Raw genomic sequence first — 12,364 nt, forward strand, 5'->3', positions numbered from 1 at the left:
CTGACGAGGAGCTTCCCGATGATGCGTTCTCCGAGCCCGCTCCGGCGGGGTGTTCTGGCGCTGGCGGTGGTCCTGGGCGCGGGGGTGGCGATGTCCGCGCCCAAGCAGGACGCCATCAACCTCCGGTTCGGTCTGCGGCAGGTCAACCTCACCATGCGGGCCGAGGACGTGACGGGCCAGCACTTCCAGGTGAGCCGGAAGGACAAGGGCCTGCGGGGGAGGACCGCCGTGGGCCTGGTGGACGTGAAGTTCGAGGACGGCGCGGTGAAGGGCTCATTGGGCCCCGCGCTGGTGAACCTGAAGGTGAAGCGCGACGGCGACACGGTGAAGGCCGAGGGCGGCTTCGGCGGCCGGCCCGCCACCGTGAAGTTCACCAAGGACGCGTTGGAGATCTACGTCCGGGACTGCACGCACCGGCTGAGCGCGAGCGAGGCGGGGCGCTCCTACGCGGGGCAGAGCAACTGCAGCGCGGGCGGCTCCGGGGGGGAGGCGGAGCTCTGGCTGCCGGACGCTTTCCTCGAGGCCAGCCCCGAGGAGCAGGTGACCCTGCTGCTGCTGGCGGTTTGACGTTGTCCGCCCCAGGGCCTCACGGACCGTCCCGGGGGTGGGGCGAGCAGGCGGCCGACCCGGGCGAGTGTCGTGCCCCGGATGCGAATCCGGGGAGTTGGGGGCATCGCGGTATGCGATGGGAAGAAGGACGTTTCAGGGAAGGTATTCCACGACGAGGAGCATTCCGATGAAGCGCTTTCTGAGCCCGCTGCGGCGGGGGGTATTGGCTCTGGCGGTGGTCCTGGGGGCGGGGGTGGCGGTGTCCGCGCCGAAGCAGGACGCCATCAACCTGCGAATCGCCCGGCAGCAGTACAACCTGGTGATGACGTCCGATGAAGTCACCGGCCAGGACTTCCAGGTGACCCGCACCAAGGATGGGCTCCGGGGCCGGACGTACCTGGGCGTGGTGGACGTGAAGTTCAAGGACGGCGAGGTGAAGGGCTCGCTGGGCCCCGCCGCGGTGAACCTGAAGGTGAAGCGCGACGGCGACACGGTGGAGGCCGAGGGCGGCTTCGGCGGCCGGCCCGCCACCGTGAAGTTCACCAAGGACGAGCTGAAGATCTACATCCGGGACTGCACGTACCGGCTGAAGGCGCGCGAGCCGGGGCGCTCCTACGCGGGCCGCCGCAGCTGCGACTCCGTCACGGTGCCGGAGTCGGAGGTCTGGCTGCCGGATGAGTTCCTCGCCGCCAGCCCCGAGGAGAAGGCCGCCCTGCTGCTGCTGGCGCTGTGAGCCGCTGGCTCAGGGGCGGGTGCGTGGCAGCTCCACGCTGAAGGTGGAGCCCACGCCCAGCTCGCTCTTCACGGTGATGAGGCCCCCCATGGCCTCCACAATCTGGCGCGAAATCCACAGCCCCAGGCCGAAGCCGCCGTAGTTCCGCTCGGACACGGCGCGCTGGAAGCGGTGGAACAGCCGCGCCAGGTTCTCCTCGCTGATGCCGATGCCGCCGTCCTGCACCTCCACGCGCACCGACGCCGGGCCCACCGTCATCACCACGTGCACCGGGTTGCCGCGCCCGTACTTCACCGCGTTGCTCACCAGGTTCGTCAGCACCTGGTCGATTCTCAGCTTGTCCCAGAGCCCGAACGACTCCGGCGCGAGCGTCAGCTCCAGCCGCGTGCCCGTGCGCTCCAGCTCCGGCTCGAAGCGCTCCACCACCTCGCGCACCAGCGCCGACAAATCCAGCGGCTCCGGGCTGAGCTCCAGCCGCCCCGCGCTGATGCGCGACACGTCCAGCAGGTCGTGGATGAGCTGCGTCTGGCGCTTCACCTGCCGGTCCACCACCTCCAGCGCCCGCCCCAGCCGCTCCGGCGTGAGGGCTGACGGCCCGCGCTTGAGCCCCGCCAGCAGGCTCTGCACCTGGAGCTGCAGCGCGCTGATGGGCGTCTTCAGCTCGTGGCTGGCGATGGAGAGGAACTCCTCGCGCAGGCGGATGGCGTGCCGGGCCTCGCGGTACAGCCGCGCGTTGTCGATGGCCAGGGCCGCGCGCCGCGCCAGCTCCTGCGCCAGCGCCAGGTCCTGCGCGTCGTAGTCGCGCCGCGAGGTGACGAAGGACAGCGCCCCCAGCGTCTGTCCGCGCACCTGGAGCGGCACGCACAGCCACGCCCAGCAGCCCTCCCCGCCGGGCGGGCGCACGCACTCGGGCGCGTCCGCGCTCAGCCCGGTGCGCAGCTCCGCCTCGCCGGAGGCCACCACTCGCGCGACGACGGCGAGCCCCGGCGCGGGCTGCCCGTCCGACGCGCGCAAGCCCGCGTCCGCGTGCGCCGAGGCCACGCACCGCACCTGTCCGTCCTCGTCCGCCAGGAAGACGCCGCAGCAGTCCGCGTACGACGGCACCGCCAGGTGCGCCACGCGCTCCAGCGTCTCCTCCTGCTCCAGGCTGGTGGCCAGCACGCCGCCCGCCTCCGCCAGGAAGTGCTGCGCGCTCTCGCTGCGCTGCCGCTCGGTGACGTCCACCGCCATGCTCAGCACCTGCTCGGAGCCGCCGCTCGCCGGCTGCACCACCGCCGTCCACAGCGCCACCTGCAGGGGCGTGCCGTCCTTGCGCATGCGCTGCATCACCGCGCCGCCCAGCGACTCACCCCGGCCCGCGCGGGCCAGGTTGCGGCGGAACTCCTCCTGCTTGCCGGGCGGCACCACCGGCAGCACCTGCCCCATCGCCTCCTGGGCCGTCCACCCGAAGATGCGCTCCGCGGCCGGGTTCCACATCCGCACCGTGCCATCCGCGTCCACCAGGATGATGGAGGCCGGCGAGGCCTGGATGATGGCCGCCAGCCGCTCGTTGACCTCGGCCAGCTGCGCGCGCGCCCGCTCCTCCTGCTCCAAGAGCCGCGCCCGCGCCAGCGCCTGTCCCGCGTGGTGGGCCAACAGCTCCAGGAACGCGCGCTCGTCCGCGTCGAACACGCGCGGCGCGGAGAAGGCGAACAGGAGCGTGCCCAGCGCCCGGCCCTCCACCGTCAACGGCAGACACGCCGACGCGGGGGACGGCGCGCGGATGGCGTGGTGGCGCTTCTGGTCCACCTCCGGATAGCGCGCCGTCAGCGCCTCGGGGGACTCCAGCCACACGGCCCGCCCCTCCCGCAGCGCCTCCGTCACCGGCCCCCGGCTCTCCAGCGGCAGCAGGCCGAACGCCTCCTCCACCGAGTCGGCGTCGTCATAGCCCGAGCACCTCAGGAGCCGCGCGTGTCCGTCCTCCTCCACCCACAGCCCGCCGCGCGCCGCGCCCACCGCCTCCACGCCCTGCTCGACGATGACCTCCGCCACGCGCGACGCCGACAGCACCTGGGACAGCTCCGCCGTCACCCGCTGCAGCCGCGCAAGCCGCCCCGCCGCCACCTCCGCCGCCTGCCTCGCCTGCTTCTCCGCCGCGTACGCGCGCGCCACGTCCAGCGCCATCGCGGCCCGGTCCGCCAGCTCCTGCAGGAGCAGCTGCTCCGCGGCCTCGACGGTGCGCTCGGGCGTGGGGGCCTTCCACACCGTGAGCGTGCCCAGCGCCTTCCCCCGGGCGCGCAGCGGCAGCACCATCCACCGCGTGAAGGGGAAGTCCTCCAGCAGCCCGTGCTGCTGCGGCGGCACCAATTGGCGCAGCTCCTCCGGGCTCGAGTCCGGCGCCCACTGCGCCTCGCCCGTGCGCAGCACCTCGCGCGAGGGGCCCTCGTCCGCGCGCAGCGCCGGAGGGCTGAGCGTCTGGAACAGGAGCCGGGCCTCGGGCGAGGCGGCGGCCGAGGCCATGGTGCGCAGCCACAGGCCATCCTCGGACAGCAGGCGCAGCGTGCACGCGGCGCCCAGGAAGGGCACCACCAGGGCGCACAGCCGCTCCATCACGGCGGGAGGCTCCAGGCTGGCGTCGGCCAGCACCCGCGACGCCTCCGCCAGCAGCGCCAGGCGCTCCTCCACCTCCGGGGCATGCGCCCCGAACTGTCGTGCGTCCGCGTACCGGGATACCGCCATCGTCATCGCGCCCCCGCGAGGTGGCATGGGAGCACGTGAAAGCAGGCAGGGGCATGTCCCCCGTGGCCCCCCGGCCTTCCTTCATGGCCAATCAACATACGCCCCCCTCTGACTGTTCGTTCCGGACGCCTGCTCCGTCGCGAACCGACGGAAGGAGCCGGCCTGGGGCTACCTGCTCGCACATGGGCGCACCTGGACGTTGGAATCCACGGGGCCCGTCTCCGGGTGGGTTGCTACTCATGTGGGTTCGGCTAAAGGGGGGCGCGTGAAAGCCACCACCACCGGAGTACCGGGCGGCGAGGAGATTCGGGAAGGCCCCGATACCTTCAAGCGCACGGCGCTCCTGGCCCTCGGGGCCCTGGGCATCGTCTATGGCGACATCGGGACGAGCCCGCTCTACGCGCTGCGCGAGTGCTTCACCGGCCCGCACGGCATCCACCCCACGCCGGAGAACGTCCTCGGGGTGCTGTCGCTCATCTTCTGGTCCCTGCTCATCATCGTCTCGGTGAAGTACCTCATCTTCGTGATGCGGGCGGACAACCGGGGCGAGGGCGGCATCCTGGCGCTGATGGCGCTGGTGATGCAGCGGCAGAAGGGACAGACCCACCTGAACCGCCCGGTGCTCATCACCCTGGGCATCTTCGGCGCGGCGCTCCTCTACGGCGACGGCCTCATCACCCCGGCCATCACGGTGCTCAGCGCGGTGGAGGGCCTGAGCGTGGCCACCCCCGTGTTCGAGCCCTTCGTCGTGCCCATCACCCTGGCCATCCTCTTCGTCGTCTTCATGGTCCAGCGTCACGGCACGGCGGGCATCGGCGCGGTGTTCGGCCCGGTGATGTGCGTGTGGTTCTTCACGCTCGCGGCGCTGGGCGTGAAGGAGCTGGTGCACAACCCCGCGGTGCTGGGCGCGCTGTCCCCCGTGCACGGGGTGATGCTCTTCGTGCACAACGGTTGGCACGGCTTCCTGGTCATGGGCGGCGTGTTCCTGGTCGTCACGGGCTGCGAGGCGCTCTACGCGGACATGGGCCACTTCGGCTGGAAGCCCATCCGCTGGGCGTGGTTCGGCGCGGTGCTGCCGGCCCTGATGCTCAACTACCTGGGCCAGGGCGCGCTGCTCCTGCGCGACGCGAGCGCGGCGCGCAATCCGTTCTACCTGCTGGCCCCCTCGTGGATGCTCTATCCGCTGGTGCTCCTGTCGGCGGTGGCGGGTGTCATCGCCTCCCAGGCGCTCATCTCCGGCGCCTTCTCGCTGACGCGCCAGGCGATGCAGCTGGGCTACAGCCCGCGCATGGAGGTGGTGCACACCTCCGCCGAGGAGATGGGGCAGATCTACCTGCCGGGCATCAACTGGGCGCTGATGGTGGGCGTCTTCACGCTGGTGCTGACGTTCCGCTCCTCGAGCGCGCTGGCGTCCGCGTACGGCATCGCCGTGTCCACGACGATGCTCATCACCTCCGTCATGGCCTATGTCGTCGCCCGCGAGCGCTGGGGCGTCAGCCGCGCGCTGGCCCTGCCCGTGGCGGGCCTGTTCCTCACGGTCGAGCTGGCCTTCTTCAGCGCCAACGCGATGAAGGTGGCGGACGGCGGCTGGTTCCCGCTGCTGCTGGCCGTCGTCATCTTCACCCTGATGACCACGTGGAAGCGCGGCCGCGACATCCTCGCCGCCAAGCTGCGCGCCGCGAGCATCCCCCTGAAGGAGCTGCTCGGCAGCTTCGGCGACCACCCGCCCGTGCGTGTGCCGGGCACCGCCATCTTCATGACGGGCAACGCCGAGGGCACGCCCCCCGCGCTGCTGCACAACCTCAAGCACAACAAGGTGCTGCACGAGCAGGTGGTGCTCCTGACGATGCAGACCCAGGACGTGCCTCACGTCCCCGCCGAGGAGCGCGTGGAGGTGGAGCCCCTTGAGCAGGGCTTCGTCCGCGTGGTGGCCACCTACGGCTTCACCGAGAACCCCAGCATCCCCGACGTGCTCAAGCGCTGCCGGGAGAAGGGGCTCCAGTTCCAGCTCATGGGCACCAGCTTCTTCCTGGGCCGCGAGACGCTGATTCCCTCCAAGAAGCCGGGCATGGCCATGTGGCGCGAGGCGCTCTTCTCCTGGATGAGCCGCAACGCCCGCAGCGCCACCGCCTACTTCCGGATTCCGCCCAACCGCGTGGTGGAGCTGGGAAGCCAGGTCGAGCTGTAGCCCCCTGGCCCGAGGCTGGCCCCGGGGCGCGCCCTCCACCCGCGCGCCCCGGTGTGGCCCCTCCCGCCCGGTGGAAAACCCCCGATGAAATCCCCCCCGAAATTCCGCCCCGATGCGGGAGTCCCCTGTCCGGTTGCGTCCGGCCACGTGAAACCCGCGTGGCGGCGTCCCTGGAATCCGCGTTTACGTTCCCGGAATCACCGCCAGGGCTGTAATCCTCCGCCGTTGGCATCACTTCCGCTTGGGGGTCAGAAAAGACGCGCTGCGTCTGGGCACCCAGTGACGGTGTAACTCTCCGGAAACACGGGCCGACTCGTCCCGATAATGGGGTGCTGCTCACCCCAGTCAGCGCGTTGACGCTACGCGTTGGGTGTGGGTGTGGGGGGCTCTTCGGCGCACTCCTGGTGCAGTGAAACGGTGATTTCTTTCCTTCCACGGTAGAAAATTACCGCTCACCAGCAACATTCGGCACGCTGTGGCGAGAATATTTTCATCAGGCAGAAATAATCCTGTACTGACGGAAGGCAGCTCGTTTACAGTGCTTTCAGGTGTCGCGCAGAACCCCGTGTCCGAACTGAGGTCATCCCCCATGCTCGACGTCGCCCCCGCCTCGCTCCTCTCCTCCGCTCTCTCCTCCGGCGCCCCCTCCGCGACGCCGTGGAACGACGTCCCGCAGCGCGACTGGTCGAACCTGGCCCCGCACACGGTGCTGAGCGCGCAGGAGCTGTACCCGCGCATCTGCGTGCGTGATCCGTACTTCGCGCTGAAGGACGTGACGGTGATGGGCAAGGGCGAGGTGGTGGCGCGCATCCCGGTGCAGCAGGACCCGGACGCGGAGGCGGGGCTCATCGGCATCGCGGAGGCGGGCCGTCACCTGGCCATCCTGGGCTCGTGCGCGTCCGCGCTGGTGGCGCCCAAGGACGGGCAGCACTTCTACCTGGCGTGCGGCGCGCGCGGTGAGTGGCTGCGCCGCGAGCCGATGGCGCGCTCCACGGACCTGCTCTGGGGCCTGGCGCAGGCCAGCCTCACCGGCAAGCGCACCGCCACCGCGCGCACGCTGCTGTCCGCGCCGGACGGCACCCCGGTGTTCCGCCTGGAGGTGGACTACAACGTGCTGTCCGCCGCCGCCTTCACCCGCCTGTTCGGCGAGGCGCGCCAGGACATGCGCCGCGAGCCGCGCCGCGACGACGGCATCCAGCGCACCCCCGAGGAGTGGGCCCGCCTGCGCTCCAACCCGTACGGCAAGGCGCTGGCCCTGCGCGACTGGCGCCCGGACGATGAGAGCCTCACCGCGTCCCTGGGCCCCGTCACCCCGGAGATGTGCAAGGGCCACTTCGCCCTGCACCCGGTGATGCCGGTGGCGATTGTGGCGAGCGGCATGACCCGCGTGGCGACGACGCTGTTGCGCAAGCTCGAGGGCGCGCCGTGGGCGCGGGTGCTGGCCAAGGACGTGCGCCTGAAGGCGGACAGCCTGGCGTACGCGGGCCAGACGGTGGTGTTCGGCGCGCACCGCCGCTCGCGCGATGGCGCCAACCACGTCTTCTCCTGCCAGGCCTCGGTGGGCGAGCGCGTGGTGGCGGAGCTGGACGTCACCTACGAGCGCGTGGAGTAGTCACTCCCAGGTGATGTCGTAGTCGACGCGGTCGATGCCCTGCGGATGGGCCTTCGCCGTGCCCTTCAAGCCCAACACCTTCAATGCGCCGGTGAGGATGCCCTCGTGGTACGCGGGGGGCAGCATGTCCCGACGCACGCGCAGGGTGCCGGACTTGGGCCCCGTGGTGACGTACTCGCGGGTGCCGTACGTGACGGCCGCGCTGTAGCCCATCTGCGCCCCGGAGAAGAGCTTCTGCGGGTCTCCTCGGGAGATGATGCCGAAGATGAGCATCCCCGGGCCCGTGGAGTAGCGCGTGACGTTGGACTCACCACACGCGTGGTACACGGCCTCCTCGGAGCCCAGCGGCTCCTCGAGCGCGTCCGCCGCCAGGTACAGCAGGTTCAGGAACTCCTGCACGGGGTAGGTGCGCAGGTCCGAGTAGTCCTTGGCCAGCGCCCCCACGCGCACCTGCTCCATCGCGGCCAGTCCGGCACGCTGTTGGACCAGGCTGAACACCGCCTTGAAGAACAGCCCTCGCACCGCGTCGCCGGGCTGCGTGGCCGCCAGTCGCGCGGCGAGCTCCGACTTGTTGGACGGCATCTCTCCACTCCTGCCTCGGTGACCGGCCCTGGGTGTATGGACGATGAGCGGTGGAGCTTATCCTCACACCTCGTCGAGCAGCACGGGCGAGAAGCCCGCCGCGTCGCACGACGCCAGCACGTAGCGCACGCCGGCCCGCTCGCCGGTGAAGCCCGCGGGGATGCCCGTCGAGTGCAGGTGGCCGTACACGCACACCTTCGGCTTGAACGCCTCGATGGGGTCGCTGAACGCGGTGGCCTTCTCGTTGGCGTACAGCGGCGGGAAGTGCACGGCGGCCACGCGCACCAGCGGCGTGGGACTGGCCGCCTCCTTCTTCTTCGCGTCCTCGATGGACGTCGCGAGCCTGCGCGTCTCGCGCTCCACGTAGCCCTGGTCGATGGGCTCGTCGCCCATCTCTCCGCCCGGCATCGGCGGGGCCTCGGGCGCCGTCCACAGCCGCGTGCCGGCAATCACCCACGGCCCCATCACCGCCGCGCTGTTGTGGAGGAACGCCTCCAGCGTCTTGAACGGCTCGAGCAGCTTGCGCAGCTTCGACGCCGAGTCGCCCCACCAGTAGTCGTGGTTGCCGCGCACCAGGAGCTTGCGCCCCGGCCGCTCGTCCAGCCACTTCAGGTCGTCCATCACCTCGTGAGGCCGCGTCGCCCAGGAGATGTCCCCCGCGACGATGACGATGTCCTCCGGCCGCACCTTCTCGTCCCACGCGCGCTGCAGGGGCCGCGGGTGCTCCATCCACCCGAAGCGCTCCATGTCCTTGTTCCGCGTGGAGGGCAGGTGCGTGTCGCCGATACCGAAAAGCCGCATGGCCCCCTCATAGCGGATGATTCGACCTCCCGCGCCTGGAACCCGGCCCGCCACCGAGGCCGCCTCCCACCTGGCCGGACGAGGCCCCATCCGCCCCCGTGGGAAAAGACGAGGGACATCAGAAAATGAGTAAAACGTGTTTACATGACCCCTGTCCCGAAACACGCCACTGCGACACCGGCGGCCATTCCGGACACGCCGGGTGGGTAGCCCTCTGTGGGCGACCTCGTGAATTCATGGGCTTGAAATGTTGACTCGGGCTCCGGTTCCCGAGTGGGAGGAGGTAGGGGCTGGAGCATCGACGCTCCAGTTCTCGTGGGTTGGGAGGCTGAAAGCGGGGAAGTCGGGGTTGGCACGCATGGTGCTCAGGGCACGCCGCACCGCCGCTCCCGAGGACGGGTGCGGAGCGCAGAGCTGCTGATCCCCTCTCAAGGAGCTCCCATGCACGTGTTGAGTAAGACGTTCGCGGCCACCGCCGCGGCCCTGGCCCTGTCTGCGTGTGGTCCGCAGCAAGAGGCGCCGCCGCCGGAGGCCCCGCCTTCCACGGAGGTGCCCTCGGGCGCTGCGGACGACGCGGCCCGCGCCATCGCGGACCAGGCGCGCCGCACCCCCAGCGAGCTGGACGCGCTGTTCGCCCAGGCGGCGAAGGAGTTCGACGTCCCGGTGAGCCTGCTCAAGGCCATCTCCTACACGGAGACGCGCTGGGAGCACGTGAAGGGCGAGGAGGAGTTCGAGGGCCGCCCCGCGGCGTTCGGTCTGTTGGCCCTGCGCGGTGAGAAGATCACCCAGGGCGCGGCGCTGGCCGGTGTGACGGAGGACCAGGTGCGCGGCGAGCCGCTGGCCAACCTGCGCGCGGGCGCGGCGCTGTTGTCCAGGCACGCGGCCGAGGCCGGCATCGACCGGAAGGATTTGGGCGCGTGGGCTCCGGTGGCGGTGGCGCTGACGGACATCACCGACCCGGACGTGCAGGCGTACTACGTCCACAACGAGGTCTACGCCACGCTGCGCGACGGCGCGGGCGCCTTCACGCCCGAGGGCAAGGTGGCCGTGTCGCTCGAGGGCGCGGCGGTGGAGGCGAAGTTCGCGCTGCCGAGGATGCAGGCGATGGCGGCGGGCCCGGACTACGCGGCCTCCATCTGGCGCGCGTCGCCCAACTACAACGCGCGTCCGTCCGGCACCAACGTGTCGATGATCATCATCCACACCTGTGAGGGCGGCTACTCCGGGTGCTGGGGCTGGCTGACGAACTCCGCGGCGGGCGTGTCCGCGCACTACGTGGTCAACGAGAGCGGCAGCGAGATTTCGCAGCTGGTGCGTGAGTCCAACCGCGCATGGCACGTGGGCGCGTCCTACGACTGCAACCTCAACGGCAAGGTGGACTGCGGCCTCCAGGGCACGTCGGTGAACCACTTCTCGGTGGGCATCGAGCACGGCGGCTTCGCCAGCCAGTCGTCCTTCCCGGCCGGGCAGATCGACGCGTCCGCGAAGCTGTCCTGCGACATCACCAAGGGGCAGGGCATCGTCCGCGACAGCTACCACATCGTCGCGCACGGCCGGCTCCAGCCCGCGTCCCGCACGGACCCGGGTCCGAACTGGCCGTGGAGCAGCTACATCAGCAAGATCAAGAGCTACTGCGGTGACGGCGGCACGCCCACGGGCACCATCGTCGTGGACAGCCACAACGCCAACAACGACACGAGCAAGGCGCGCGCGGACGTGCCTGCCTCGTGGGCGGCCGGCACCAGCGCGGGCTACTACGGCAGCGGCTACTACTACGCCTCCACGCAGCCCATCTCGGAGCCGGTGGTGTTCAACTTCTACCTGGCCTCGGCCGGCACGAAGACCATCGACGCGTGGTGGGTGGCGGGCACCAACCGCTCCCCCGCGGCGCCCTTCATCATCAACCACGCGGGCGGCAATGCGACGGTGACGAAGAACCAGCAGACCGGCGGCAGCGCGTGGAACACGCTGGGCACGTACTCCTTCAACGCGGGCTGGAACACGGTGCAGCTGAGCCGCTGGGCCACCGAGGGCTACGTCGTCATGGCGGACGCCATCCGGGTGCGGTGACGTGAGGATGCGAGGCCTCGAACGGATGCCGCGTTCCTGGCCGTGGTGGGCGCGGTGGAGTCTCACCGCGCTCGCCGTGCTCGGCGTCGGATGTTCCGGCCGGTGTGGCGGGACGTCGGGCGCCGGGCCGCTGTCGAAGGAGGAGGCGCGCGCCATCCCCGGCGCGGTGGTCTTCCTGTCGGAGCGGGCGGGTCAGAAGGACGTGTGGCAGGTGAGCCCTGACGGGACGGAGACGCGAATCACCAAGGGCCCCGAGGACGAGTACCCAGGTCCCGTGGCGCCGGATGGGAAGTCCCTGCTCGTGGTGGCGGTGCGGGAGCAGGGCGGGATGCAGTTCCAGCAGCTGCGCGTCCAGCCGCTCGCCGGTGGAGACGCTTTGCCGCTGCATGCGCCCCGGGCGCGCTCGCGCAACGCGAGCTGGGCGCCGGACGGCACGTGGCTGGTGGCCGAGTCGGACGCGCAGGGCTTCAGCGACCTGGTGCGACTGGAGCCGCGCGAGGGGGTGCAAGAGGTGCGGCTGACGCAGGTGAAGGAAGGCTGCTTCGAGCCCGCCATCTCCCCGGACGGTCAGGAGGTGGCCTTCGTGTGCAGCCGCGAGGGCGACCCGGAAATCTACGTGACGAAGGCCGACGGGACGGCCGAGCGGCGCCTCACCGCGTTCCATCGCGAGGACCGCTCCCCGGGATGGAGTCCGGACGGGAAGTGGCTCGTCTTCATCAGCGACCGGGAGAACCGGGAGCGGCTGTACCTGGTGCGGCCGGATGGCTCGGAGCTGCGCGCGGTGTCGGGCGAGCACTTCTCCGGTGACGAGCGCGAGCCGGCGTTCAGCCCGGACGGCCAGACGCTGGTGTACGTGAGCCGGGCGTCGGATGGCAGAAGCCGCATGTGGCGCGTGCCCGTGGCGGGCGGCGTGCCGGTGGCGCTGACGGACGGCCAGCGGCGCGACGACATGCCGGCGTGGAGCCCGGATGGGAAGTACCTGGCCTTCGTGTCGGAGCGCGAGGGGAACGCGGACGTGTACCTGATGCGCGCCGATGGCAGCGGCCAGACGCGCCTCACCACCGCCCAGGCGCCGGACTGGCTGCCGCGCTGGGTGGCGCGACGGTAGGGC

Annotated in this window: 9 protein-coding genes; 6 read left to right on the forward strand and 3 right to left on the reverse strand. The window is 70.9% G+C overall.

Annotated features, from left to right (window positions below):
* Window positions 1–18 precede the first annotated feature (18 nt).
* Both AC6JA9_RS02010 and AC6JA9_RS02015 read left to right on the forward strand, forming a co-directional pair.
* Window positions 19–567: a hypothetical protein gene (locus AC6JA9_RS02010; RefSeq protein WP_483576780.1), complete on the forward strand. Its 549-nt coding sequence runs from the start codon at window positions 19–21 to the stop codon at window positions 565–567.
* Window positions 568–736: 169 nt separating this feature from the next.
* Window positions 737–1,282, forward strand: coding sequence for a hypothetical protein (locus AC6JA9_RS02015; protein ID WP_141324180.1), 546 nt, complete (start codon window positions 737–739; stop codon window positions 1,280–1,282).
* A 9-nt stretch (window positions 1,283–1,291) separates the two neighbouring features.
* Here the strand turns inward: AC6JA9_RS02015 and AC6JA9_RS02020 are convergent, their stop codons facing one another.
* On the reverse strand, window positions 1,292–4,027 hold the full coding sequence (locus AC6JA9_RS02020) for a sensor histidine kinase (protein WP_223751441.1): 2,736 nt from the start codon (window positions 4,025–4,027) through the stop codon (window positions 1,292–1,294).
* A gap of 214 nt (window positions 4,028–4,241) precedes the next feature.
* Here AC6JA9_RS02020 and AC6JA9_RS02025 point away from each other — a divergent pair, with 214 nt between their 5' ends.
* Together AC6JA9_RS02025 and AC6JA9_RS02030 are read left to right on the forward strand one after the other, a co-directional pair.
* A complete protein-coding gene (locus AC6JA9_RS02025) occupies window positions 4,242–6,188 on the forward strand; it encodes a potassium transporter Kup (RefSeq protein ID WP_370640435.1) in 1,947 nt (648 codons plus the stop codon).
* 589 nt (window positions 6,189–6,777) lie between these two features.
* Complete coding sequence (locus AC6JA9_RS02030; protein ID WP_223751439.1) at window positions 6,778–7,800, forward strand: hotdog family protein; 1,023 nt, start codon at window positions 6,778–6,780, stop codon at window positions 7,798–7,800.
* Here AC6JA9_RS02030 and AC6JA9_RS02035 read toward each other — a convergent pair whose 3' ends face one another.
* Both AC6JA9_RS02035 and AC6JA9_RS02040 read right to left on the reverse strand, forming a co-directional pair.
* Window positions 7,801–8,382 carry a TIGR02265 family protein gene (locus AC6JA9_RS02035; protein ID WP_223782206.1) on the reverse strand — a complete coding sequence of 194 codons (582 nt, stop codon included), beginning with the start codon at window positions 8,380–8,382 and terminating at the stop codon, window positions 7,801–7,803.
* Between the two features lie 63 nt (window positions 8,383–8,445).
* The gene (locus AC6JA9_RS02040) at window positions 8,446–9,183 is read right to left on the reverse strand and encodes a metallophosphoesterase (RefSeq protein WP_074948436.1); all 738 of its coding nucleotides are present in this window, start codon (window positions 9,181–9,183) and stop codon (window positions 8,446–8,448) included.
* A 441-nt stretch (window positions 9,184–9,624) separates the two neighbouring features.
* Between AC6JA9_RS02040 and AC6JA9_RS02045 the strand changes: the two genes are divergently transcribed.
* Complete coding sequence (locus tag AC6JA9_RS02045; protein WP_223751438.1) at window positions 9,625–11,253, forward strand: golvesin C-terminal-like domain-containing protein; 1,629 nt, start codon at window positions 9,625–9,627, stop codon at window positions 11,251–11,253.
* Between the two features lie 25 nt (window positions 11,254–11,278).
* Window positions 11,279–12,361 (forward strand): TolB family protein, encoded by a 1,083-nt coding sequence (locus tag AC6JA9_RS02050; RefSeq protein WP_497959006.1) that lies wholly within the window; start codon window positions 11,279–11,281, stop codon window positions 12,359–12,361.
* Window positions 12,362–12,364 lie beyond the last annotated feature (3 nt).

This window comes from Myxococcus sp. MH1, from assembly GCF_059738865.1.

Coding starts and splice junctions, on each gene's coding strand:
- AC6JA9_RS02040 (WP_074948436.1), bottom strand. CDS start 9,183: ATGCGGCTTTTCGGTATCGGCGACACGCACCTGCCCTCCACGCGGAAC.
- AC6JA9_RS02030 (WP_223751439.1), top strand. CDS start 6,778: ATGCTCGACGTCGCCCCCGCCTCGCTCCTCTCCTCCGCTCTCTCCTCC.
- AC6JA9_RS02015 (WP_141324180.1), top strand. CDS start 737: ATGAAGCGCTTTCTGAGCCCGCTGCGGCGGGGGGTATTGGCTCTGGCG.
- AC6JA9_RS02050 (WP_497959006.1), top strand. CDS start 11,279: ATGCCGCGTTCCTGGCCGTGGTGGGCGCGGTGGAGTCTCACCGCGCTC.
- AC6JA9_RS02035 (WP_223782206.1), bottom strand. CDS start 8,382: ATGCCGTCCAACAAGTCGGAGCTCGCCGCGCGACTGGCGGCCACGCAG.
- AC6JA9_RS02020 (WP_223751441.1), bottom strand. CDS start 4,027: ATGCCACCTCGCGGGGGCGCGATGACGATGGCGGTATCCCGGTACGCG.
- AC6JA9_RS02010 (WP_483576780.1), top strand. CDS start 19: ATGATGCGTTCTCCGAGCCCGCTCCGGCGGGGTGTTCTGGCGCTGGCG.
- AC6JA9_RS02045 (WP_223751438.1), top strand. CDS start 9,625: ATGCACGTGTTGAGTAAGACGTTCGCGGCCACCGCCGCGGCCCTGGCC.